Here is a 25493-nt window from a genome sequence, read left to right as displayed (position 1 = left end):
AATTGTAAAAATGTTATGTCATTTTCTCAAAAAATAAAGGAAGAAATTTTAGTATTGTCGGCACGTCACTGCTGTGTATGCCATAAATCAAAAGGTGTAAAATTAGAAGTTCATCACATTATACCCAAACAGCAAGGTGGACTCGACATAATTGAAAATGCTATTTGCCTTTGTTTTGATTGCCATGCCGATGCAGGTCATTATTTTGCAGGTCATCCAAAGGGTATTAAATTCTCACCAAACGAACTACTCAAACATAAAGAAGCTTGGTTTAAGATTGTTAGAGAACATAAAATATTACCTGCTATTAAAAGCATTACAGGAAATATCTCAAAACTCAACTACAAGTTAAAAATGCAGCAAAAAGTTTTTAAGGAGTTAATTGATCATGAATTTGTTCGCAAACAAGAGCTTGGCTATTTTATTTATAATACCTCTCACATGTTTATCTCTTTAAAAGTTATTATTCGTTCGGTAGATGATGTCATGTATCCGAGGTTTTATCCCGAAGATTATACCGGTATTACCGGGTGGTTTAAGGTAATGATTTATAATACCTATCATAATGGAATTGAGTTATGGTTAGACCCTGGACAGGGTAGAAAGGCAATTATTGATAAAAATGGTTATTGGGAATTACTGGAAGATAGATTTGATGCCAGATTACAGAGTTCTGAATATGTTGGGTTAGATACAAAAATGATTGGTCAGATTCCTTATAATAACATTATAGCCATAGAAGCTCGAGGTGATGAATATGCATCAGAGCCACATATATACTGCAAGTTTGCTAATGATGGTCAACCTTATGAAAATATTTATTATAAATCGTTTGGATCCCCCGAAAATTATATCCCTGACATGGAGCTTGATGTTGAAAAAATGACAGTTTTTGGTTAGTTAAATAATTTGTGCAACCATCTGATTACCCTTTTTTTCGTAATCTTTTATCTACTAGGGCCAAATATTTCATACCACTTTGGTCAAGAATATTTTCAGGTTTTTCAATCTTTGGCGCTGCGTGAACACCATTTAAAAAACCAGGTGTAGCAGCGGCAATCCCAAGAATTTATTTTCGACAGTTAACATGGATATCCCCGAACTTAAAAGACCGCAGACTGTTCCGTAAAAAATATTACCCATTTGGTTTTTATTCATTTTTGCAGAGAGTTAGCCAGTTTTATTTGAACCTTGTTAATAGTTTTTTATGTTACACTAAATAAATTTTACTTTTGCTACATTAACTTTTTAACATTATATTGTTTATGACTATTCCTAACTCTGGAAATCATTCATTGACGATTCTTTTGGAAATACATTAAAGCACAGAACTGTCTAAAATGCTTTGTAACACCACAAGAAATAATATACTCCTTTCAACAGCATTTCGTGCTGCAGCGGGTGATTTCTTTCAGTATTTCTTATTTTTCATATGTAGTGTATAGATTACTCACACAAATACCACAAACACCTCTTCCAATTTGGGCAGCACGGGTACGCGCTTCATTTTCGTTTAAGCAAGTTATAATTCTCACAGCATCATCACTATTACGATTTAATTTATTACATATGCTATTTTGAGTTGCAGTACATCCGGTAGGAATAAATCTGCCTTTAAATATGTGTGTTTCATCGGTATCCTTGTACTTATAGAAAGAAAAAGCTTCTTCATTTATTGTTCTTTGTACTGCCATAATTTTTTTATTAAGTAAGTTAAGTTCTATTTGTCTGCTACCCGTTTACTTGAAAAGTAAAACAATGAAGTATCAATGCCAAGACCAAATCCAAACCAATACCGACCATTGTAAATCCATTTTTGCGCTGTATCAGAAAATCCGATATCAGCACCAATAGGAAGAAAAGCGATATTGATTTTATCATAAACAGTTAGCATTGCTCCGGCACTAAGGCTTAGGTAGACCTGATTAGTGGTTGCATCACCAGTTATAAATCCGTTTGTGTTTGAGGCCTTGAGAGTTTCGACAGACGGTCCTACAAGACCAACTGCGCCCCAGCGGAATCTGGTTTTTTTACCTGTATAATAATACTTATCTCGAGTCCAAAAATATCCCATAGTCAGACAAATATTATCAATGTCTGCGCTTGATTCAGAAGGTAAATTATTAACACGTCCGCGAACTTTGAAAGGTACAGTCATTAGTCCAATTCCAAATTCACGTTGCTTAATAACCTCTGGGCTATTAGGATAAGCTAATTCAGCGAAAACTAAAATCCGGTCTTTACCTCCTTTTATAGTTCTTGCAACATCATCAGCTGCGCCGTCTTTTATTTCAGCATTAACAATTGTTTTTTTATCAACTAGCCCACCTGCCGGGACATCACCTTTGAAATTAAAATAATAAACTCCATTTTTGACTTCAACCGAATGAATGAATCTATTGGTAATTTTATAGTAAATATCCAAATCGACGATCGTATCGAGTTTCATTATTACAGCCTTTATCGGTTCTTTTTTTGCAGCTGCCTTCTTTGCTTCAGAAACACGGGTTGCTTCTGCTTCGAGGGCTTCTTTAAGTGATGACGTAATGACTTGTTTCTCAGCTTCTTTAAGAACCTGAGAATATGAATTGATACCAAGTAATAATAAGAGGAGTATTGTTTTTTTCATAATAAAAAAGTTTAAAAGATAAACTAAGCGATGAATTTTCAATGCAAATGAAATTAAGAAAAAGTCCCAACAACAGTATTTCCCCATCGTTAAAATGCGAAAATATCTGTTAAATTACAATTTTTAACTTTCAAGATGCGAAATATTCGATTGTTGGGGTTTAGAGATTTCTTTTGACTTATTGCTCAAACTAGAGGGAGTTTTAATATAAATAGGGCCTCTCACATCCTTACTTTTTCTTGTTTTTTCAACTATTGTTATGACGACAGTATTTTGTGGTACTATTTATAGATTCTGTGAACTTTGATACCAATAATATTGGTAATACCCATAAATGTTATATCTTACTATTGCATCGCCGTAAATAATTGAAATTGAATATCAATGTACTTAACTTGATTTTGTTACTATATGCAAATAAAGAGTTTTTAGATATACAATTTAGGGACTTGTGCTGTAGTGGGGAAAGAAGAACATTACAGTACATAAGTGGCTAAAGCCCATGGTAAAACCAAACTAAAGGATTGACTACGACGAATTGCATTTCGTGCGGTAGCGGAGGGGGCTTATTTTGGTGTTAAAGTTGATAATTTTTGACTACAATAATACTAGTACAAACAACTTTTTAATAAGTTCAAATCGATAATTTTTGGATGCTTATTTACACTATAAATTTTCTTACCGTCCGTAAGTATAAATGCAATTCTGATCTCTCGTTCTCTAGAGTATGTTTCACATTTCATAAACATATTTTCCGGATTATATACTTTATTCATTACATCTATTTTGTTCTCATTTGTAAACTCAAATGGTTTTTTTATGTAAGTGACAGGTTTACATATTACCTCAAATCTCAAACTATTTAGCTGATTAAGACTGAATTTTGTTTGTTTTATGTCGTCTAGAGTAATTGCTTTTCTTAAAATGTAAACTATTGTCTCACAAAAATCATTTAGATTTTTGATTATGTAGAAAGAGTTATACTCCGTCCAAAATTCATTTACTGAATTTAAAGTGGCTGAAAAAATATATACATTCGGAGCACTAATATTCAATGATTTTTCAAAGGTCAATTTGCCTCTATAAGTGCCATTACCAAAACCTGTTCCTAGAGCTTCACCACGTTCAAATACAATCGGACCGTTGATTGCTTCAGCCCCCAGTATGCCTTCGTTTGAATCAGTAATTGAAAAGCTCGGATCCAAATCGCGATAGTACTCCAGGGTTCCTAACTGCAATGTATTGCATCCTTTGGTGATGTTGAATTTTTCTTCGCAATATTTAAATATGGTATTCATCTTGACTAATTGTTTTCTTTTTGCTGATAGCATAACGCGGATGAGCACCGATTAGACTATTTCAAATAATTATGTGCTATTTTTATGATAAAGGTTTTTCGTGAAGAAAGCAGTACAGCTAGAGAAAATCCATCAATAGCGAAAAATCACTGCTAGCTGTAGCACTTTACAATCCAGTTATAATATTTTCCTTGTCAATAGACAATCCAAATTTGTTTGTTAAAACATCAAATAAATCATTCAAATTATAAACTGTTCGCCATTCCTCTTTGATTGCATGAGTATGTATTGAACTTGGATTTTCACTATAAACTAAATTGACTTTTTGAACCATTTTCCCAATATGTTCTGTCACGGAATCAATATTATTTTTGTCAAATATAATATATCCAAACTCTGCAATTTCTAATTTTGATAAATCATTTCCAATTATAAAAGCAATTCGCTTAGCTACAATATTGCCAAAAAACTCTTTTTTAAATCCGATTCTATCTAAATGAATTTTTTCAATTTCAATTTCTCGTAAATATTTTTGGCTTTCTTTTCCAATTTCTTTGTTGAGAAGATTTCTAAACGTAAAAATTCCATTTTCTTCTTTTATTATTTCTACAGGAATCCAATTCCATCCTTCGGTTTTAACTTCGTAAAAATTGTTGATTTTAAGCATATAGTTGTTTCTTTGGGTATTGTAGACAACAATTAGATATTCGTTATTCGATACAAATTATCAACCTCTTATTTGGTTCTATAACCGCTACTGTACTGTAATTTTGTAAACTCAAATATATTAAGATTTCTATTATAAACATTTATTGCGGATTTTATTTCTTACGATTCCTCCAACTTTAATTATGAAAGATAGTATTTCAATATTCCTTTAATTTGATACCAAGGTAAGCTCCAATTATGATAGCCGGAATTACAATTACTTTTTCATACCATCCCATAGATTTGATTTTTAAAAAACTCAATTTATTGAGTTGTTTTTTCAAATTGTATGCAATTGGGAGTATTTGTTATGCTAAAAAGGAGTTTTAAATTTGCGCTTTAGGATGATATAATTAGGGTTGTGAAACCACACCATAGGATGTTGAAGGCTATTAATATGCATAATAGGCAAATTGCATATAAACACCACACGAAAGATTGACTATGTCGAATTGCATTTCGAGCGATAGTGGTAGAGGTTTAAAGCCGTTACGTTATCATTCTAGTGCTCTTTAATAATTCGGGTGGCGATATTACCGGTAGGATAACTTGTTGTAATACCGTATCGTTCCATAGCATGAACAGCATCCCTCTCATAGTAGAGAAGCTTATTGCCAAGAGTGTAGATACGAATACACCGCTGAAGACAGGTTTGTTATCAACAATATTATAATGGTCTTTCAAATCGTCAATTCGAAATAGGAAATCTATTTCGTAATTCCCTCCTTGATTTATAGTTTTACCCTCTATTTCACCACTCATATCCAGGAATAACCGAATTTTCACCACTTCCCTTTGAAGATTGTGCATCATGTTGTGCGCCATCTGAAAATTATATGAGGGATTTTTTGCTAACTTGTTTTTTAAGATAACATTATGCTGCTTCACCCACTTTATTTGCAAAAGGTGAATTTTTTCCGGGATGACGTTATTTGCCATTATTAAATAGCTTTTTTGGAGTTTTCCTTAGTTTTAGCTACTAAAGATTGCTCAAATTCTAATGATTCCGGAATCACATTGTCATTTAACATTACTTTGAAATAGATGTATTCCTTTTGAGGTTCGATGTGGATGATATCAATTCCCAAAGCTATTTCGATTTTTGCGATCGTCTTGGTAGTGAAGGTATGTGTACCGGTAAGCCATTTGCTAATTTCAGAAGGTTTTTTGTCTAACAGTCTGGCTAAGTCAGCAGGCTTTAATCCTCTTTCCTCGAGTAGTTCGTGAATTTTGTTGGCAATAGCCAGATTTTTTTCCACTACTTTGTCTATTTGAGGATTTTGGTTTTTTTGTAACCAATCGGAGATAATGTTGTTTTGATTGTTTTTCATAGTTAAAAGTGAATCATCAAGTCGGTTTGAAACACAATATCGGTAAGTGTCTCATTCCAAAGAATATCTTTTTCAATAAATGCTTGATTCAGGGCTTTTGAAATTTGATTTGCCAATTTAAAATGTTTACTGACATTGGGGCAATCTTGTGCTTTTTGAGTGGTTTTTATATCTCCATTAAAAAGGAACACGACGTTGCTGTTTGCTCGTAAACAATACAATCGTAATGCATTTGCTTTTTTCTTTCCATTTTCAATGTAAGAAGGGTTCCTGTTTTCGGCAGGAGGCAATGCTGAAGTATCTGCATTTTTTCCTTCGGGTCTGAATAAATTGGTTTGTGCGCCATATTTTTTTCCTATAACCTCTAACCACTTTACTATATGGTAAAGTTTTTCCTTGTTAGTATGTTTATGTTGGGCTATGAAATCTTCAAATAATGAATGTTCATCATTTTCTACTACAACAGAGTAATATGACACTTTATCATATGCTCCTATGTGTTTTATATGTGCAAAAGTATTCACTTATAAGTTAACTACCAAATTTTTTTTTCACTTTTAAGTTAACATTAGTATTTTAACTTAAGGTGGCAGAGGTTACAATATTAGTTTAATTTATGTTTATTTACTTACAATGCCGAAAATTTTATTAACTAAGTTGTTAGTAGATTGAATGAAATTGTATTTTTTAAAGATTTAATGTAACTCACTTTTTTATAAGAAAGAGGTAAGGATAGAGCGATATGGAGCAATTTTCTAAGGGCTTAGTATTTTGTTGGGCACGGATTGCAAATCCGCACCATCGGGGTAAAAGTGTAATAGTATCCATAATTAGGTAAATAGCTTACTAACACCACACGAAAGGATTGACTCCGTCGAATTACATTTCGTGAGGAAGCGAGGCCATAGAAGTGCATGAGTGTTTAGAAATGGCTAATATGCTTAAAATACCACATGAAAGGATTGACTCAGTCGAATTGCATTTCGTGGGGTAGTGGGGGGAGGGGAAGAATATGCAAAATGCTTACTAACACCACACGAAAGGATTCGTGCGGTAGCGGGGGATTCCTCCAGCTGTCAATATGAAAGATACCGTTTCAAAATTCTTTTAATTTGATACCAAGGTAAACTCCAATTATGATAGCCGGAATTGCAATTACTATTTCATACCATTCCATAGATTTGATTTTAAAAAGGCTCAACTCAATGTATTGAATAGTATTTTAAAGTTGTATGCAATTTAGTAGTAATCGTTATGCTAAAAAGGAGTTTTAAATTTGCGCTTTGGAATGATAAAATAGGTTCGTAAACACACATCATACGGTGTAGAAGTGTTTAAATATGCAGAATAGGCAAATTGCTTACTAAAACCACACGAAAGGATTCGTGCGGCAGCGGGGGTAGAAGTGCATTAGTACTAAGAAATAGTAATGTTGCTTGATAATACCACACGAAAGGATTGACTGCGTCGAATTGCATTTCGTGCGGTAGCGGGGGGCAGCGGGGGAGGGGATGAATATGTAAAATGCTTACTAATACCACACGAAAGGATTCGTGCGGTAGCGGGGCAGTTAAATAGATTGCTAATAACACACGAAAGGATTCGTTCGGCAGAAGGTTAAGCTAGCGAACTGTTAACTAATTATGGAGATAATGTTATTACTTGAGAAATGGAGTAGAAGACAAGAAATTATGACAAATACTAGAAATCGCTGTCACAATATCATTATTGAAAAATCGAGGGTAAATTCCCTTTAAAATTTTATTATATTAAAAAATAGCTTATATTTGCAGGGTAAATTCTTCCAAAATGAAAAAAAATGATATTGATACACTGCTAAAATCTATCTTTGATGAAGAGTTAAATTTTAATATTAAAGAGGTTTTTGAAACTAAGCTACTTGAATATAGCATTAGTAAAACTAAAGCCTTGAAATTACTGAACATAGATAAAGATGTTTTTGAAGAGATTATTAATGGTTCTGCAAAACAACCAAATTTGATTCATGTCGTTAAAATTGCTGAATTTTTAAATGTGAATATTGATGAGTTTATAAGAGTAGTTTTAAAAAATCAAAATTCTGAAAATGTTGGCTCGATTGAAAGCGCAAGGAAAGCAACTTTCCTCCTAAAGAATTTCGACGTTAAAATGCTGACGAAACTTGGTTTTTTTGACCGTGATGACGCTGTTGATACTTTAGTTGAAAAAGTATTATCTTTTTTTGGTTATTCATCAATACAAGAATATGAGGAGCAACTTGATCAGCCATTGTATAGTCGTGTGAAACGAAATTTTTCTGATAAGATGAAAGATTTCTGGATAAAGTCAGCATATCAAACTTTCAAAGTAATCGATAATCCTAATCGTTACGATCGAGAAAGATTGAAAGATTTGATTGTGAAAATTAAGCCTTATTCACAAGATGTAAATAATGGTTTGGTTACTGTTTGCAAAGCGTTGTATAACGTTGGTGTTACTGTGATTTTTCAAAGCTATCTATCTACAACACAAGTCCGTGGAGCAACTTTTGTCATAAACGGAAAGCCTTGCATTGTGATAACCGATTTCAATAAGATGTATTCTACATTGTGGTTTACTTTGTTGCATGAGCTTCATCATGTCTTATTTGATTTTGAATTAATAGAAACTAATAGTTTTCATTTGACAGGAGATGATGATCTATTTTTAATTGAAGACAAAGCAGATTCCTTCGGGAGAGAATTTTTCTTCTCCGAGGATAAGTTTCATTTCATTAAAACCTATATTAATAACCCATATATGGTCGCGAAATTTGCCAAGGAGAATGAAATTCACTCTTCGATGGTTTATTCTTTTTTTACCTGGTATCAGAAAAAACTATATGGGAAAAATTATCATGCAGCATTTAAGGAATTTTATCCGGAGTATAGCGAGGCAATAAAAAAGTTAAACCCCATAACTTGGAATGAGCAAAGTATTGTACAGGCAAGTGAAAAAATTAAATCAATCTTAGAAATTAAATAAAAATGGATAATAATAAGGAAATTAAAAAGGATCAACAGCTATCTCAAGCTGACATTGAAAGAATGGAGCTTTTACAAAGAGCTAATGAAAAAGCAGGCCGTCAGTTGTCAATCAATCCTGATACAGGAAATCTAGAAGAAATTGATGAATTACGACAACTTGTTGGAAAGCAGTTTGATAATCCTGAAGAAAAGTATAATCTATACTATAATGGCATAAGAAGATTGTTGATGAGCTTTTTACCAAAAGGAAAAGAGTTTAAAGAAGTTCGTGATATAATTTATGATGAAAAAAATATCTTCTTAAATCTTGGTAAGAGAAAATCCGATAATAATGGCATTCGAAAATCTGATGGACGTATGACTTTTCAGCCTGTCATGAACGAGATACTTGATATTATTGTTGAATGGGTTGGAAATTCACAAAATCCCTTTGTTTTGTATAAGTCATTTTATGATTTAAATGAGAAACATGGATATGGACATGAAGAATATGATAAGTCAACAGCAGAAGTCGCAAAAGCAATGATGAAGTTGAATGATAAGTAGTTGATATAATTGTGAATTTTCAATTACACACAATGTTTTTTCAATAATCTACCTGAAACTACTGTTTATAGTATTTCTAAAAGGGTATATCGACATTGTCGTCGTAGCACTTGTATTCAATTTTCTTATCAATATACTCAATAAGTAAATTTGTATCTTGTATTAATTCCATTATCTCATTTTCTGTAATGACCGTGGAGTTATTGTATTCATCAAGACCGCTCTTGTGAATGAAATTATGTCGTTTTTGAATACTTTTAGCGATTGAATTAACCTTCACAAATTTGTTTAACTCAAAGTTGAAAATATTGAATATACTAATAATTTTAGCAATATTGTGATACAATAAATTATTCAAATCATTTCTAACTCTGTTCTTCAAGCCGCAATGTTTTGAGTAGATTTCGCTCAATGTGAATTGCTCTTTTTTGTAAGGTTCATAATTACTAACAAATTTTTCTAAAGTTTCATTTGAATCTAATGTTACAGCTAACAAAATTTCATTTAAATAAGTTTCTAAAGATGTTATAACACCTGAATAAATTAATCTATTCAATGTCTGTTTGACAATATATTCTGTAGTTTTTATGTTTAGTAATTCTTCTAACCTTTTTATTTGTAAGTAATAGTATTTTTTCGAGTCGGATGGAGTTGTATCAGCATAATAATCTATTAGTTCAGGTTCAATTGTGTCCGAATACTCCAGATTTCCAAAAATATTTTCCTTTTTGAATGAGATTTCTACAACATTTTGGTCAATTTTAATAGTGTAATCAAATGAAGTATTACAATAAATACAATACAAATTACAATCATTAAAAAAAGGAAGATTTTCAATTGAGTAATTCGTGTCAAGCTCTGTTGTAAATTCTTCATGACACTCTAAACAAGTCATGTTTATGCAAATGTTTCTTCCACGCTGATTTTCAATATCAAATTTACTCATATTTTTTTTGGGGTTTGAGGTATGATCGCAAAAGTTTCGGTGCTTACAAACCATATCTTAGCCAGCGAACTGTAGACAGTTCGCGAAGGTAAATGTTTTCCTGTAGAAATAAGTAAGACTCGAGAAAAACCATCTATAGTTTAAAACCGCTGTTAGCTGCATTAACTTACAAATCTTTCTAATAATCATAATCTTCTAATTTTCTAAGAAGATAATCTTCTATCAGCAATATTTCTTCTACATTTTCAACTAACTTTCTGATGTAAGATAATCTGAATTCTGTATTTCTTTTAGAAGTCCACTGTTGACTTATTATTTTTCCATTTTCTTTTTCTTCTGAGTAGTCAAGTTTTGACTCTCTACAGACAATTAAAATGTCATTATCAAATTCAATCGGATCGTCCCAAACACCATGAATGAATAAATTTCTGGTTTTTCTAACATTTGAAATTTTTTGAATGAGCTTTTTCACAGTTTCAGCTTCAAAGTCTTTCAAGCTGTTAATGCTTTTCAACATTTCAATATTCTGATACAATGTGTTTCTCTCGAAAAGTGTATTTGCAAGTACAAAATCTGAAGTGATATGTTTTCCTAGTATATCGAGTAATTTTGATTCCATTTTGGCAAAGAGTGTAGATAGTAATCCTAAATAGAAATATACTTCTTTCTTTCGCTCGTCTGTATTTTTATATTTATGTGTCATTTTATTTTAGCTAACTGGTTAATATACCCAAACATACTAGTTTATTCTTTTTTCTACTTTTCCAAATGTCATTATAATATATATTCTTTTTAAACTCTTTGAGTTTTATACCAAGGTAACCCCAATGAGTATTACAGGAATTGCGATTAGAATTTCATACCATTTCATAAGAATAAAGGTATAAAAAAAAGACGCTCGTAAGCATCTTTTAATGTGGTATAAATGGTAAAAAATTAAATTACTTTTAGAATAGTTATTCTTTATCCAAATCAAATTCAAATTCAAAAAGTTGCTTAGGATTAACATTTAATCCTTTTGCAAGTTGAAGTACTGATGATAATTGGATGTTAATTTCTCCTTTTTCTATTTTGCTGATATTACTGAAGTCCACGTCACATCTTTGTGCTAATTGTCTATAGCTCAAATCTCGCTCTGTTCTGAGTTTCTCAAGGTGCTTTCCGAATGCAACTTGAAATGCTGTTTTAGTTTGTTTTTTTGCCATTAGTTAATACTTGAAGGCAATTTCAAAACATTTGTAAAAAATAATGTAGGTAAAGTACACCACAATTGAAAATATTTTCTTATATTCGCATTGAATTATTAAATTTGCGATTCTTCATATAGTAATATTGAAGCATTCGCTTTGAATCTCGTTCCAAAAACTGGTAATTTTTAGCACGCGAGATGATAAGTGCCAATGCTCACGCTCCTAGGGCGTGGGCTCACTTATTCGTGTGCGGGTATACCAGTACCTTGGAGCGTTTAAGCTGAGTTCCGCGCCTTTTTTTTGTGCAAAGCGATAAAAAGAGTATTAAGACTAAAACGGGTTCTCCGGCTTATTAGATTCATCATTATTTTAAGGATAAGGGAAGAGGGAAAAGGGATTAGATTCGCTCCGTTCGCCATTTGGCTCGGGTAGTTTTTCCGGCTTCGACTTACACTATTTATTTTTTTAAGCAACTACTTATACAGCCTGCGTGTGAGTTTAGTTGAGTTTATTGAGTTGGGTTATTTGCTATACTCAGCGCAGGTTTATTTACACGTTCTTTTTCTTTTGGCTTGACCCAAAAGAAACAAAAGGTCAAGGCTCTGAATCTTCAGCGGTCAAATTGATTCTCGCATTCTAAATGAAAATAACTCGGCGTTGCCTCAAACAGATTTTCATTTTAAGAATACTTCGAATATTTGACACTCGCTTCCAGATTCTAAGGCCGTAACAACGCAGAGTTATTAACCACAAAACATAAATGCCTATGGTATAAACAACATGACTACACTAATTGTCCCCTCGATCCTTCGACTCCGCTCAGGACAGGCTTGCTCGGGGTTACAATGCACAAACAAACAAACAAAAAAAGACTTCCTACCTCGTCGCCAAACTAGAATAGGAAGCCGAAGCTTAAACAAACTATTGTTCAATTTAAACCAAACCAAAATTATGAATAAGATTTCATATGTGAAAGGGCGGAGGTACCTTGTACTGTGCTGCCTTTGTTTACAAATTGCTTATCCAGATGAATTGAGTGAGTCAAAAGGGATAAGGGATAAGGGAAAAGATTTTTCTACTCTATTAATTACAACACAACAAATAATTACCGGAACCATTTCAGATAGTAATGGAGTGTTACCAGGAGTGACAGTTGCTATTAAAGACACAAATATCAATGCAATAACAGATGAAACAGGTAAGTTTTCTATTGCAGCTAAAACTGATGATGTATTGGTTTTTAGTTACATAGGTTATAAAACGCTGGAGGTAACAGTAACCAATAGTAATGTAATTAATGTAACGCTACAAGAAGATGCCACAACTCTCAAAGAAGTGACGGTGAATGCGGGGTATTATACTGTGAAAGACAAAGAGCGGACGGGTAGCATTTCGAAAATTACCTCTAAAGACATAGAGAAACAACCGGTGACTAACGTGTTATCGACCATGCAGGGTAGGATGGCCGGTGTTAGTATAACGCAAACCAGCGGTGTTCCCGGTGGTGGTTTTGACCTAAAGATTAGGGGACAGAACAGTTTGCGGGCGGAAGGAAATAGCCCGTTGTATTTGATAGATGGCGTGCCTTATTCGTCGGAATCGGTAGGGAATTCTCGAACCACCAGTGTGATGCCTACCCTGGCCAATCCGCTGAACAGTATTAATCCGCTGGATATAGAAAGTATAGAGGTATTGAAAGATGCCGATGCCACTGCCATTTATGGCTCTCGTGGTGCTAATGGGGTGGTGCTGATTACCACCAAAAAAGGCAAGCAAGGCAAGACGCGTTATACCATGAGTGTATCGCAGGGTGTGGCCAATGCTACCCAATTTATGAAGCTTTTGAATACTGAGCAATACCTTGCCATGCGGAATGAGGCGTTTGCCAATGATGGATTTGCGCCATCCTTTATGGATTTTGACGTGAATGGTACTTGGGACCCTAACCGTTATACCGATTGGCAAAAAGAATTAGTTGGCGGTACCGCCACTTACAAAGATGCCAATGCCAGTGTGAGTGGTGGTAGTGCCCAAACGCAGTTTATGGTTAGTGGGACGTTTCACGATGAGACCACGGTGTTCCCGGGTGATTTTGGGTATAAAAGAGGCGTGCTGCGCAGTAATTTGAACCATGCCAGTGAGAACCAAAAGTTTCGATTATCCCTATCGACTGCCTACACGGTGCAGGATAACGACCAACCGGCCGTAGACCTGTCTCGTACCGCGATGTTGTTGGCTCCTAATGCTCCGGCGCTTTATAATGATGACGGTAGTTTGAATTGGGAAGGTAGCACTTGGGAAAATCCACTGGCGGCGTTGGCCGGTAAATACCGGACTAAAACCTATGATGTTATAGCCAATGGAACGATAGGTTATGTGCTGCTTCCCGGAGTGGAACTCAAGTCGGCCTTTGGGATTACCGATACCAAGCATGATGAAACCCGCACAACACCCTCGACAATATACGACCCTGTGTATGGTGCCGGACCTGAATTTTCGAGTTTGATAGTAAATACTGTAAATCGCCGTTCGTGGATAGCCGAACCACAGCTGAGTTGGGCGCAACAATGGCGCTACGGTAAAACTGAATTATTGGCAGGAGGGACTTTCCAACAACAGAAAGGCACCCGACTGGTGCAGCAGGGGAATGGGTTTGTGAGCAACAGCCTTATTTATAATTTGGCTTCTGCGTTTAGCGTAAATACTTTACAGGATCAACAGACCGATTACAAGTACCAAGCTTTTTTTGGGAGGTTTAACTATTCCTATCAAGACAAGTATATCTTGAATTTGACCGGTCGTAGGGATGGCAGTAGTAGGTTTGGGCCTGGCAATCAGTTTGCGACTTTTGGAGCCGTGGGAGCCGCTTGGCTGTTTGGCGAGGAGATGTTTATTAAAGACAAAAGTATCCTAAGCTTTGGTAAGTTGCGTGGTAGTTATGGGACTACCGGTAATGACTTGATAGGCGATTACCAGTTTTTGGATACCTTTTTGTCGTCGGGTGTTAGTTATAATGGCGTGATAGTTTTGGAGCCTACGCGGTTGAACAATCCGAATTTTGGTTGGGAGACTAATAAAAAGCTGGAATTGGCTTTAGAGGCCGGTTTTTTTAAAGACCGCATTTTCTTGACGTTGGGTTGGTATAATAATCGTTCGTCGAGCCAATTGGTTGGGATTCCGATGCCGGCAACTACGGGATTTCCTTCGTTGCAAGGGAATCTTAATGCCACAGTACAAAACCGTGGTACTGAAATCACCCTTAGGACTGTGAATTTTCAAAATGGGAATTTTAGTTGGACCACGAATTTTAATATTTCCTTTTCGAAAAACAAATTGTTATCGTTTCCGGATTTAGCTACTTCTACCTACCGCAATCAGTTTGTGATAGGAGAGGCTTTGAATATCCAAAAGGTGTATCGCTATACCGGTTTAGACCCTCAGACGGGTGTTTTTACGTTTGAGGACATGAATGGAGATGGGGTACTATCGGGATTGGACCGACAAGTTGTGAAAGATTTTAACCCTAGTTTTTTTGGTGGATTGAGCAACCAGTTTACTTATGGACGCTGGGCCCTTGATGTGATGTTTCAATTTGTGAAGCAAGACAACTATACTGCGGCAGCTATGACCGGAGTGCCTGGCACCATGGGTAACCAGCCTACGGCTGTATTGCAGCACTGGCAAGCACCGGGTGATACCGCAGGTTTTCAGGTTTACACGGCCGGGTATAACGGCGATGCGGTGGATGCTTACTTCAATTATTATGAAAGCGATGCGTTGATTGGTGATGCCTCGTTTGTGCGCTTAAAGAATGTTGCCTTAACTTATAAAGTTCCTGAGCGATGGCTATTTGGTGCCAGTTGCAAGGTTACCTTGGAGGGACAGAACTTGTTGACGTTTACCTCCTATGAGGGTCGAGACCCCGAATTTACTACTTATGGATACTTGCCACCCTTGAAGGTGTTTACGGCAGGATTGCAGTTTAGCTTTTAACTTAAAACGATTTGATTATGAAAAACCTTAATTATACAATTGTAATGCGGTCACTACTGCTTATGGTAGTAGTTGCCATGACTTTTGGTTGTGATTCCTTTGTGGATGTTGGACTTCCGAATTCACAACTTAGCTCCGGTACTGTTTTTGAAGAGCGCGCCACGGCTAACGCTGCCATGACTAATATTTACGCTAAATTACGAGATAACGGGTTGCTTTCGGGCAATGCCTCGGGTATGAGTGTTGCTTTAGGTGTTTATGCCGATGAATTGGATTACTACGGCATTAGCACCGGTGAGACACAGTTTTTATACACCAATACAGTGTTGCCAACGAATGGTGTGGTGACGGAATGGTGGAGTAGAAGCTATAACCAAATTTACGCTGCCAATACGGTTTATGAAGGTGTAAATAACTCCACTAAACTGGCTCAAACCGATAAAGACCAGTTGATGGGTGAGGCTTTGTTTGTTAGAGCGTTGGTGCATTTTAGCTTAACGAATTTGTTTGGAGCAGTACCTTATATCACTACTACTAATTATGAACAAAATCAAATAGTTAATAAAATTACAACACAGGAAGTATATGACCGTTGTATAGCCGATTTAACAGCGGCGCAGGCGTTGTTACCGGATTATGATTTTAGTGGCAGCAGGGTGCGTCCTAATAAGTGGGTGGCTACTGCTTTACTGGCCAGAGTTTACCTTTACCATGGCAATTATGCTGAAGCTGCAAATGAAGCCTCGGCAGTATTGAATGAAACCGGAACCTATTCCTTGGTGACTGATTTTGACAGTGCCTTTTTGAAAGACAGTCCGAGTACCTTGTGGCAGCTTATTCCTCAAAATAATGGTGCCAGCACAGGTGAGGGTGCTAATTTTATTTTTAACTACGGACCACCTCCTTTTGTGGCGTTAAGTAGTGCTTTAGTAACTGCTTTTGAGCCGGGTGATTTGCGCAGGGTTCATTGGGTGAGGGCTATTAGCAATGGCAGTGATACGTGGTACCATGCCTACAAATATAAGCAGCAAAGTTTTGCGGGAAGTAGCTCGGAATACTCTATAGTTTTGCGTTTGTCGGAACTGTATTTGATTCGGGCCGAAGCACGGGCCAAGCAAGGTTTTTTGAGCGGAGCGCAGGATGATTTGAATGTGATTCGCAACTTGGCCGGTTTGCCTGATACCACCGCTTCAAGCCAGGAAGAACTTCTTAGCGCCATTTTACAGGAGCGTCGGGTTGAATTCTTTACCGAGAGTGGCCACCGCTTTTTAGACCTGAAACGCACGGGTCAAGTTACTACTGTGCTTGATGTTGTAAAACCCGGCTGGGATGTTCATGAAGCCTTGTTCCCGTTGCCGCAAAATGAGTTGTTGCTTAATTCCAATTTAGAACCCCAAAACGCAGGCTACTAATGAAAAAGTTACTTTTAATACTATTGGCGGCCTGCCCGGTATGGGCACAGGTTGCAAAGAAACAGTTGACAGAGGCAGATTACTCTTTGTGGCATACCTTGGAGCAAGAGCAGTTATCGGAGGATGGTAACTGGGTGAGTTATAGCTTTACTTATGCAAGTGGTAAGGACACCTTGTTTGTAAAACATACCCAAAAAGCCAAGGCTTACACTTTTGCCGGTGGAACTGATGGACGCTTTGCCGCCAACAACCACTTTGTATATCGTGACGGTAATGGAGCAGTGGTAGTGGTTAACCTTAAGACCGGTACATCAATTAAGCACCCAAACATTGGCAATTATAAACTTGCGTTGCATACTGGTTTGTTAGTAATGCATGAGAACTTTGGTACAGCAGCCGGCGATTTATTGGTAGTAACCATGGGTGGGAAGGTACTGAAAAGGATTCCAAGAACTACATTGTTTTTGGTGAGTCCGGTGGGTGACCAAGTAGTGTGTGATTATGATGGGCAATTATTATTGCTGGATCTTAACCATTTAGACCACCCCATACTAATTGAATCTAAGCCGCAACAATACCATTCTGCAGTATGGCAGTCTAATGGCGCTTCGGTGGCTTATTTGACAAATGGTCCTGACGCTTACGTTGGATATTATCAACTTGCGGAAAAGAAGCATTTCATTTTTGATAAAAAGCAGTTTGTAGATTTCCCTAAAGACGGTGAACTGTATAATGCTTCTGTGACCGAGTTATCCATATCGGATGATGGGCAAAGGGTGTTTTTTGGCGTTAAACCAAAACAGGTAGCTGTGGATAATGGTGGTGTGCAAGTGTGGAATACGGCAGATAAGTTGCCATTTCCCCGAAAATTGGCCATTAATGGTTGGAAAGATAGGGCAAAACTAGCTGTTTGGTTACCACTACAACAACAATTTAGAATGTTGACTACTGTAACTTTCCCCTATCAAGAACTGCTACCCGGACAGCAACTGGCCTTGGTGTATGACCCTATGACACACGAACCCCAATTTGACTATGATGCACCTATTGATTTTTATTTGCAGGATGTTGTTACCGGTTCTCAAAGGTTAGTTTTGGCGAAGCAAAGTCCTGATAGGACCAAAATGGGAGTTTCAACGCAAGGAGACTATATAGCCTATTTTAAAGACAAAGACTGGTGGATTTATGATATCAAGCGAGATACCCACCGGAATCTGACAGGATTACTGGGGCATTCCTTTGTAGACCACTCTTATGACCGTTCGGGAGATGAAAGGGTATGGAGTGTTGCCGGATGGACAGCTAACGATGATGCTGTTTTGGTGTATGATGCGTATGATATTTGGAGCCTAAAGACTGATGGTAGCAGTGCTGTAAGACTCACCAGGGGTAAGGAAGAAGGCATTGTATTTAGACTTGTTCCGCAAAAGGACTATAAAACCATTGGCACACCAACAGACAAGGTAGTAGATTTGACAAAAGGGATAGTGCTCAAGGCGGTAACTCCTGATAAAAGCGGTTATTTTAGCTGGAATTCAAAAAGTGGTGCACAGCCAATAGTTTTTGAACCGAATAGGATTAGTGGTTTTAAAAGAACCAATACCGGTGTTAGTATATTTATTAGGGAGCATTACCATTTATCACCGCAGTTGATAGTAAAACAGCCTAGCGGTAAGTTTAAAGTAATTGGTCAAAGTAATGAGCAGCAAAAATACTATGCTTGGGGATTTTCAAAACGCTTTTCGTATGAGAATTCTAAGGTACAACCGCTTCGCGGTGCTCTTTTTTACCCAGCAGGTTATGATGCTACTAAAAGCTATCCAATGGTGGTGCATATTTACGAGCATTTATCGCAGTATTATAACCAATATGTAAACCCTACACTGCAGAATGAGGATGGATTCAATATTAGTAACCTGACTACGCAGGGATACTTTGTACTGCTGCCCGATATTGCCTATGAAGAGGGAAAGCCGGGTGTGTCGGCGGTGGATTGTGTGACCGCTGCCATAAATGAGGTATTGGCTCATGAATCGGTAGATAAAAAGCGTATTGGCCTGATTGGTCACTCTTTTGGCGGATACGAAACCAGCTTTATCGTAACACAGACAAATTTGTTTGCCGCAGCCATTTCCGGTGCTGGTTTTAATGACTTTATCAGTAGTTATCTGAGTGTAGGATTAAACAATAAAAAGCAGGATACTTGGCGCTACGAATTTAATCAGCTTAGGATGGGTGTACCGCTTTTTGATAATTTTGAACGGTACCTGCAAAATTCTCCAGTTACATTTGCGCCCAAGGTGAACACGCCATTTTTGCTTTGGACAGGTACTGATGATAGCGCTATTGACTACAGACAGAGCCTCGAATTCCATTTGGCCTTGCGCAGGCTTGGAAAGCCTAATATATTGTTGCTTTATGAAGGAGGAGGACACGGTTTGACCAAAGCTGAACATCAAGCTGATATAACTCGACGCATGAGTCAGTGGTGGGACTATTACTTGAAAGGAGCTCCTAAGCCGGATTGGTTTACTCCAGATACTTTTTAAATAACAAAGCAGTTCCCTACGGAACTGCTTTGCTTTTGGTTACTGGTGGTTGCGTCTCAATTCAACCACACAATTACCGCTGGCATCCTTGCCCCAAACTTGAGTGCTGCCAACGGTACATAACTGTAGGCCATCATCAGAACACATGATAGAGGTGTTACACACCGTTCCGAAAGGGTTCGCTTTAAGATACCCTTGGATGTTGATGGCGTCTTTGGCCTCAGTGCTTGTAGTGAACGAGCTAAGAGCGCCAACCAATCCTAAAGCTAGTGCAGCCATAGGAATGAATTTGCTGAATTTTTTCATCGTTAAAATATTTAAAATTATCGGTCTACTCTATTTACAGGTTTTCGACCTTATCCCTGATAATTAGCTAATTATATTTTTGGTGTCTTTTTTTACACTTATCCAAAATCTAAAGTGAAAGTCGTTTATGTATCAGATAACTCATTTTGTAGCTTACTAGGTGATTACCTATGATTCCGTAAAACGTATGGCCATCCACTGCAAAGCGGCTTAGTCGTTTGCCATCAATGTTGTAAACATAGAAGCTTACGATGTAGGAGCGAATTTTTACGTCGTAAACATCTATCAGGCTAGCCTGTTGCCACATTTTTTCATCTTCAAATTTCCCCATCAGTGCAGCGTTAACGAATAGTAGTCCGCGATGTAGGTAGGCGTTTTTATTTACGGTCAAAGGCGGTGCAGCGAGTTTCTTTTCATTGCGGTTTTTATTGAATGCCACCTTGACTTGTGCCTTACTTGTGGTGTCAATGGTGTTGCCGCGATGGATTAAGTTGAGCTTAGCGTCGCAAACAATATATTGATTGCGGTAGTAATACAGGTAGACCAAAAGGTTGGTATTAGGGTCGTAGTTAAGGATGCCATCGGTATCGAAAATGCCGTCAACTTGTTTTTGAAGTAAAGATGGGTTAGTGGTTGTTTTACTTTGCTTTTCATCAAAGCGGGCTAAAACATTCTCAGCATTGGCTTTGTGTGTACGAAATGCAAACGAGGTTGAATCGGTAAATACAGGATTTGAAAACTTACTTTTTACTTGCGGCATTTGGGTGGCATACCATTGCCCTGTTTTACCGCGAAATACCGCCGGGACTGTGCCATCGGAGGCATAGAAATTCTTAGCATAAACTTGCAATTGGAGAGAACGGAATGGCAGGTTTAGATTGTTTAATTTCACTACCAATTCCTTTTTGTTTTTTAGAGAGGTATCGATTTCAGTTAGCAATAATGGGGCAGTAGTGTTACCTAAGTATATTTTTCCTTTAGCAATTCCGGCGAAATAATATGAATTATATCCAAGGTCGATTTCGTGTTGTTTTGAGAATTGTGCCGGTAGTCTTCGGACAAAGTTGTTGCGATGTTGGATGATGTCTTCAGACGTTAAAAAGAGTGCAACTACAAGACCAATAGCAGAGGTGGCAAGGATAGATAAATAGCCAATCACAAATCTGTTGAAGGCGTTAGATAAAATTGCCAAACCCGATAATACCACGAAAACAATATTAAAAATAAGGTGTTGTGTCCAAGTCATTTCTTCTAATATGCCACCACAAGAACATGGGGTGAAAGAACTGAAGTTGAGAATAATTACTATGTAAGCCGTGAACATTGTCATTAAAGCAAAGCTACCATAGAGTCCTAGCAAACGATATTTGTTGGTAAGTAAGAGCAGGACAATAATAAATTCTATCAAAGGAACTGCAACAGCAACCCAATCTGCAAAAGCACTTAAAAGTGGTGACTGACCCAACTGGATTTGGAAATTATGGAAGTCTAGTGCTTTACTTACGGCCGCATAAGTGAAGAGTAGGATGTTGAGTACGACTACTGTTTGTATGATGTTCGATTTAGTAATTTGAAGTTTCATTCTACATTGTTTTTATGTAAAATTCTTAAAAACAATTACTTAGGGATATTCAAAAATGTAGTAATACTATTCCATTTTTGATGGTCTATTGAGTTCACTGGGAGAGTAACGGTATTTCTTTTTGAAAGCTTTATAAAAATTTAGGTATGAGTTGAAACCACACATAAAACAGATTTCTTTTAAGGATAAATCTGTTTTTTCTATCAAGTTGTGTGCTTTTTTAAGACGTTCTTCATTATAAAGCTTATAAATACTTGTGTTGAAAAAGTGTCTGAATCCCTCTTTTAATTTGAATTCATTTGAGCCAAACATTTTGGCTAAAGCTTTGACAGAAGGAAGTGGTTCTTCTAGATTATTAATTATGTAGTTGTAAACGTTTTGAATTATTTCCGAATCTTTTAGGCGTGGAGTAAGTTTGTAGTTTGAATTAAAAGTATCACCTAGAGAATCTTGAAGGACAGTTGTCAATGAAGTTAATATTATTTCATTGTGATTAAGTAGTTTAGAGATTGTAAAGTGAAGCGGGAGTAGCTTTTTATTACCACTTATTAAAACTAATTGAACGGTAGAATGATACTCTTCATTATTTTGAATTTCCTCTTTTATACTTTGCCAAGCATCTGATGACTGTTTAGCAATTATGTCATCAAATATCATTTCATTAAGTTTACCTGGACTGTAACCGAGATTTTTAATGGCTAAAGCATTAAAGCTTTTGATGTTGTAATCTTTGCTCAGAATAAATGCATTTTGAATAACACTTTGATAATTGTAATAGGGGATAATATAGCCTGATTTTGCGGTGGTGTTTTGAAGTGTGAGTCCCAAGATATTGAGTACGCTACTTAGTTCCTCTATTTCATCATTCGACTCTGTTGGTTCTATTCTAAATGCCAAGTTACCAGTAGCTAATTCAAATAGCATCTGGTAAACATTTTTCATCCGTTGATGGTAGGATTGGCTTTGCATACAGAGAGGAATATAATAGCAAAGCTATAGCAGTAGCATTCCCGAATCAAACAATATAGTGTGCGATTCGGGAATTGAATACTATAATTTTTATCAAATTTTCCAGTGTTTGAAAGGTGTAACTAGGAACTTTTTGCTACATTTTGGTGCTGTAGTTTTTGCTTTAAAATAGCCATGTCATCGCTTACCCTTTTATCTACTATTTTAGCATAGTGTTGTGTTGTTCTGAGACTTTTATGTCCTAGCATTTTGCTAACACTTTCAATAGGGACACCATTGGATAATGTCACTGAAGTAGCAAAGGTATGACGTGCCATGTGAAACGTTATTTCTTTTTGAATACCACAGACATCACCAATTTCTTTTAGATAACTGTTCATTTTTTGATTACTCAAGACAGGTAACAATCTATCTTCATTATTACATTTTGGGTGTGTTGCATATTTTTCTATTAACTCTTCAGCAACAGGCAATAAAGGAATTTTAGAGCGAGTATCTGTTTTTTGCCTGTTTTTAAATATCCATTTATTACCATCAATACCTATTCCCAAGTGGTCTTTTCTCAACTGTTGCACATCGATATAAGCTAAACCAGTAAAGCAACAAAAGATAAAAATATCCCTTACCTGCTCAAGGCGTGTATTGGTAATGGTTTTGTTGTAAATTTTATTTATTTCTTCTTCTGTTAAAAACTCTTTATCTACCTCATAGACTTTGCCTTCATATTTACTGAAAGGGTTTTTTTCAATCCAATCATTATTCAGGCAGATATTAATTATTTTACGGAAGTTTCGAACGTATTTGACAGCTGTATTGTTCGCACAGTTTTTAATGCTTCGAAGATAAAATTCAAAGTCAGTTATAAAAGCGAAATCTATTTTGTCAATTCGTATGTCAGTTACCTTATATTTCCAATTCAAGAAGTTTTTTAAGTGGTTTAAAGTGACTTCAAAGCGTTGGAGAGTACCAGGAGCATATTGTTTTCCTAATAGTTCTTTCATTTTATTATTGTGGTCTTGAAATATAGAAACAAGCATTCTGTTTGCTTTGTTTTTGTCTAAAAGGATTGCTTGGAAATTTTCAATTGTAAGATCTTCATTTTTATGGAGTAGTTCAAGTTCTGCCCCTAAGACCTTTGATCTAATCATTTCGAGATAGCTATTAACTGAACGAGCCTCCTCTGATTGTCCTTTCATTTTTGTCATCTCTGGAGACCATTTAGATTTTTCAATAAACTTTTTGGAACTAAATTCTAATCTTTGACCATTAACTGTTAATCGAATGTAGATTGGTAATTTACCATCAGCATTCATTTTAGTGCTTTTGGCATAGAAGTGTAGTGTGATTTTTGTTTTCATGGTGGTGACCTTTTAATTATGATTCAATTTAAATTCCTGAGAAATAACAAACAAGATGTACAGCTTTTGAACATGTAAGTGAACAGGTTAAAAGTACTGTGTTTGTTAGGCTTAAGAAGATTTATCGAGACCCTAGGTCTTGATAATTCTTAGGGTCTCGATTTTGCCTCTTAAGTTTTAAGATTGAATGAATAATTTTGCGGTTGTAGAAAAACAAAAACCCTGAAAATCCTAAGATTTGCAGGGTTTTGAGACTTTTTGTTTTTTTATTTGTGGGGAGAGCAGGATTCGAACCTGCGAAGACTTAGTCAGCGGATTTACAGTCCGCCCTCGTTGGCCGCTTGAGTATCTCCCCAACGCTTATCGCGATTGCAAATATAAAAACTGTTTTGGGCTTCACAAACAAAAAAGCAGATATTTCATCACTCTTTTTTTAAGCCGTTGGTAGTAAATGAAATAAAAAATCTCCCGAAGGAGATTTTTTAAGAATATAGGGGATAATCGGTTCTTATTTTTGTAAAAGTTCCTGAATTTTACGCTTCATTTCGCTCTGCGGTAAATCAATTCCGACTACTTTTCCGGTAGCATCCAGCAAAAAGGTGGTTGGGATTAAAGTAACACCGTATCTTTTTACAATAGGATCATCCATTTCTTTTAAGTTGGAAACTTGTGTCCAAGTTAAACCGTCTTTGGCAATAGCTTCTTTCCAATCTCCGGCATCACCGTCTAATGAAACACTGATGATGTTAAATCCTTTGCTGTGAAATTCATTATACAAGGCTACCACTTTAGGATTTTCTTTGCGACAAGGCATACACCATGAAGCCCAAAAATCAATCAGGGTAACTTTACCCATGCTTTCTTTTAAAGACACCATTTTTCCTTCAGGAGTCGGTGCTTTAAAGTCGGGTGCTATTTGATTTAGTTGGACGGTTGACTGGCTGTCGGCTTTTTTTTTAAAGCATCCAAGTTTTCTTTGATGGCTTTTCCCGGTTTGGTTTTCTTTAAACTTTCGTCAAAAGCATTGTAGATGGTTTCGATTTCTTTCGGAGTAAACTTAGGATTGCTAGCCATCATTTGTAGAATCAAAACACTGATAAATGATTTTGGATGTGTTTTAGGATATCCGAAAGTATAATCGGTAATGTCTTTCTGAATCAAATCGTATTCTGCTCTCAATTTGTTCATAGCCACAGTATCGTTACTCTTTTGAGCATTTTCTATAGCTACTTTATTGCGTTGTTGGAAATCAACGATTTTGCTTTTTAATTTCTTTTGAATTTTTTCTGATTCTTCGTTGAATTTATTGAATTCTTCGTTGTTGTAAGTTCCTGAAATTTTTGACTTTGCTAAACTGTCTTTGTCAAACGCAATTTCAATTTCTCCGCCTTCTAATACTAAAGGTAATTTACCGTTTACTTTATCAACATGGATAAAATGAATTTCAGGTTCTGATGCTTTCCCTTTTATTTCAAACTTTCCGTCTTCAATTTTCACGGTGTCAATAGCCATGAATCCCATGCCCATTGGTCCTTGTTTTTCCAAATAAACTAACCCGGTTTTCATACCTTTAACATTACCGGTTATGATATATTCCCCTTCAGCTAATTTGTTACAAGAAAACAATACAACGGCCGAGGCTACTAGAAGAATTACTTTTTTCATTATTGT

General features: G+C 36.2%; 22 protein-coding genes and 1 tRNA gene. 6 read left to right on the top strand and 17 right to left on the bottom strand.

Going from position 1 to position 25493, the window contains the following annotated elements; all coding sequences use genetic code 11:
• Positions 1-15: 15 nt before the first annotated feature.
• Complete coding sequence (locus SK086_RS13010; protein ID WP_324692188.1) at positions 16-900, top strand: HNH endonuclease; 885 nt, start codon at positions 16-18, stop codon at positions 898-900.
• A 521-nt stretch (positions 901-1421) separates the two neighbouring features.
• Here SK086_RS13010 and SK086_RS13005 read toward each other — a convergent pair.
• The 7 genes from SK086_RS13005 to SK086_RS12975 form a co-directional block, all read right to left on the bottom strand.
• Positions 1422-1694 carry a hypothetical protein gene (locus SK086_RS13005; RefSeq protein WP_324692186.1) on the bottom strand — a complete coding sequence of 91 codons (273 nt, stop codon included), beginning with the start codon at positions 1692-1694 and terminating at the stop codon, positions 1422-1424.
• 26 nt (positions 1695-1720) lie between these two features.
• Positions 1721-2629, bottom strand: a complete 909-nt coding sequence (locus tag SK086_RS13000) for a hypothetical protein (protein ID WP_324692184.1) — start codon at positions 2627-2629, stop codon at positions 1721-1723.
• 608 nt (positions 2630-3237) lie between these two features.
• Complete coding sequence (locus SK086_RS12995) at positions 3238-3927, bottom strand: hypothetical protein (protein WP_324692182.1); 690 nt, start codon at positions 3925-3927, stop codon at positions 3238-3240.
• 166 nt (positions 3928-4093) lie between these two features.
• Positions 4094-4594 (bottom strand): hypothetical protein, encoded by a 501-nt coding sequence (locus SK086_RS12990; RefSeq protein ID WP_324692180.1) that lies wholly within the window; start codon positions 4592-4594, stop codon positions 4094-4096.
• Between the two features lie 530 nt (positions 4595-5124).
• Positions 5125-5460, bottom strand: coding sequence for a hypothetical protein (locus SK086_RS12985; protein ID WP_324692178.1), 336 nt, complete (start codon positions 5458-5460; stop codon positions 5125-5127).
• Positions 5461-5576: 116 nt separating this feature from the next.
• The gene (locus tag SK086_RS12980) at positions 5577-5966 is read right to left on the bottom strand and encodes a helix-turn-helix domain-containing protein (RefSeq protein WP_324692175.1); all 390 of its coding nucleotides are present in this window, start codon (positions 5964-5966) and stop codon (positions 5577-5579) included.
• Positions 5967-5968: 2 nt separating this feature from the next.
• A complete protein-coding gene (locus tag SK086_RS12975; protein ID WP_324692173.1) occupies positions 5969-6490 on the bottom strand; it encodes a hypothetical protein in 522 nt (173 codons plus the stop codon).
• A gap of 1285 nt (positions 6491-7775) precedes the next feature.
• Here SK086_RS12975 and SK086_RS12970 point away from each other — a divergent pair.
• Both SK086_RS12970 and SK086_RS12965 read left to right on the top strand, forming a co-directional pair.
• Positions 7776-8969, top strand: a complete 1194-nt coding sequence (locus SK086_RS12970; RefSeq protein WP_324692172.1) for an ImmA/IrrE family metallo-endopeptidase — start codon at positions 7776-7778, stop codon at positions 8967-8969.
• A gap of 2 nt (positions 8970-8971) precedes the next feature.
• Positions 8972-9517: a hypothetical protein gene (locus SK086_RS12965; protein WP_324692169.1), complete on the top strand. Its 546-nt coding sequence runs from the start codon at positions 8972-8974 to the stop codon at positions 9515-9517.
• A 76-nt stretch (positions 9518-9593) separates the two neighbouring features.
• Here SK086_RS12965 and SK086_RS12960 read toward each other — a convergent pair whose 3' ends face one another.
• From SK086_RS12960 to SK086_RS12950, 3 genes are all read right to left on the bottom strand, one after another.
• Complete coding sequence (locus SK086_RS12960; protein ID WP_324692167.1) at positions 9594-10463, bottom strand: hypothetical protein; 870 nt, start codon at positions 10461-10463, stop codon at positions 9594-9596.
• A gap of 178 nt (positions 10464-10641) precedes the next feature.
• Complete coding sequence (locus SK086_RS12955) at positions 10642-11166, bottom strand: hypothetical protein (RefSeq protein ID WP_324692165.1); 525 nt, start codon at positions 11164-11166, stop codon at positions 10642-10644.
• Positions 11167-11419: 253 nt separating this feature from the next.
• On the bottom strand, positions 11420-11668 hold the full coding sequence (locus tag SK086_RS12950) for a helix-turn-helix domain-containing protein (protein ID WP_324692163.1): 249 nt from the start codon (positions 11666-11668) through the stop codon (positions 11420-11422).
• Between the two features lie 936 nt (positions 11669-12604).
• Between SK086_RS12950 and SK086_RS12945 the strand changes: the two genes are divergently transcribed.
• From SK086_RS12945 to SK086_RS12935, 3 genes are read left to right on the top strand one after another with little or no spacing between them, the layout of a single operon-like run.
• Positions 12605-15646 carry a SusC/RagA family TonB-linked outer membrane protein gene (locus SK086_RS12945; RefSeq protein ID WP_324692161.1) on the top strand — a complete coding sequence of 1014 codons (3042 nt, stop codon included), beginning with the start codon at positions 12605-12607 and terminating at the stop codon, positions 15644-15646.
• 17 nt (positions 15647-15663) lie between these two features.
• On the top strand, positions 15664-17058 hold the full coding sequence (locus SK086_RS12940; RefSeq protein ID WP_324692159.1) for a RagB/SusD family nutrient uptake outer membrane protein: 1395 nt from the start codon (positions 15664-15666) through the stop codon (positions 17056-17058).
• Entirely contained in the window at positions 17058-19607 is a 2550-nt protein-coding gene (locus SK086_RS12935; protein ID WP_324692157.1) for an alpha/beta hydrolase family protein, read from the top strand. The genes SK086_RS12940 and SK086_RS12935 overlap by 1 nt, the downstream gene beginning before the upstream one ends.
• A gap of 39 nt (positions 19608-19646) precedes the next feature.
• Here SK086_RS12935 and SK086_RS12930 read toward each other — a convergent pair whose 3' ends face one another.
• The 7 genes from SK086_RS12930 to SK086_RS12900 all read right to left on the bottom strand — a co-directional run bounded on the left by SK086_RS12930 (position 19647) and on the right by SK086_RS12900 (position 25487).
• Entirely contained in the window at positions 19647-19913 is a 267-nt protein-coding gene (locus SK086_RS12930; RefSeq protein ID WP_324692155.1) for a hypothetical protein, read from the bottom strand.
• A 109-nt stretch (positions 19914-20022) separates the two neighbouring features.
• Positions 20023-21495 carry a MauE/DoxX family redox-associated membrane protein gene (locus SK086_RS12925; protein ID WP_324692153.1) on the bottom strand — a complete coding sequence of 491 codons (1473 nt, stop codon included), beginning with the start codon at positions 21493-21495 and terminating at the stop codon, positions 20023-20025.
• Positions 21496-21561: 66 nt separating this feature from the next.
• Positions 21562-22437 carry a helix-turn-helix domain-containing protein gene (locus tag SK086_RS12920; protein WP_324692151.1) on the bottom strand — a complete coding sequence of 292 codons (876 nt, stop codon included), beginning with the start codon at positions 22435-22437 and terminating at the stop codon, positions 21562-21564.
• 149 nt (positions 22438-22586) lie between these two features.
• A complete protein-coding gene (locus SK086_RS12915; RefSeq protein WP_324692149.1) occupies positions 22587-23822 on the bottom strand; it encodes a site-specific integrase in 1236 nt (411 codons plus the stop codon).
• 273 nt (positions 23823-24095) lie between these two features.
• Positions 24096-24177: transfer RNA gene (locus tag SK086_RS12910), tRNA-Tyr, on the bottom strand.
• 153 nt (positions 24178-24330) lie between these two features.
• On the bottom strand, positions 24331-24738 hold the full coding sequence (locus SK086_RS12905) for a peroxiredoxin family protein (RefSeq protein ID WP_324692239.1): 408 nt from the start codon (positions 24736-24738) through the stop codon (positions 24331-24333).
• A gap of 5 nt (positions 24739-24743) precedes the next feature.
• On the bottom strand, positions 24744-25487 hold the full coding sequence (locus SK086_RS12900; protein WP_324692147.1) for a DUF4369 domain-containing protein: 744 nt from the start codon (positions 25485-25487) through the stop codon (positions 24744-24746).
• Between the last annotated feature and the right edge of the window lie 6 nt (positions 25488-25493).

Origin of the sequence: Flavobacterium cheonhonense (assembly GCF_035671315.1) — a bacterium.
Classification (GTDB): domain Bacteria; phylum Bacteroidota; class Bacteroidia; order Flavobacteriales; family Flavobacteriaceae; genus Flavobacterium; species Flavobacterium cheonhonense.
This window is presented reverse-complemented; position numbering and strand designations above follow the sequence as displayed.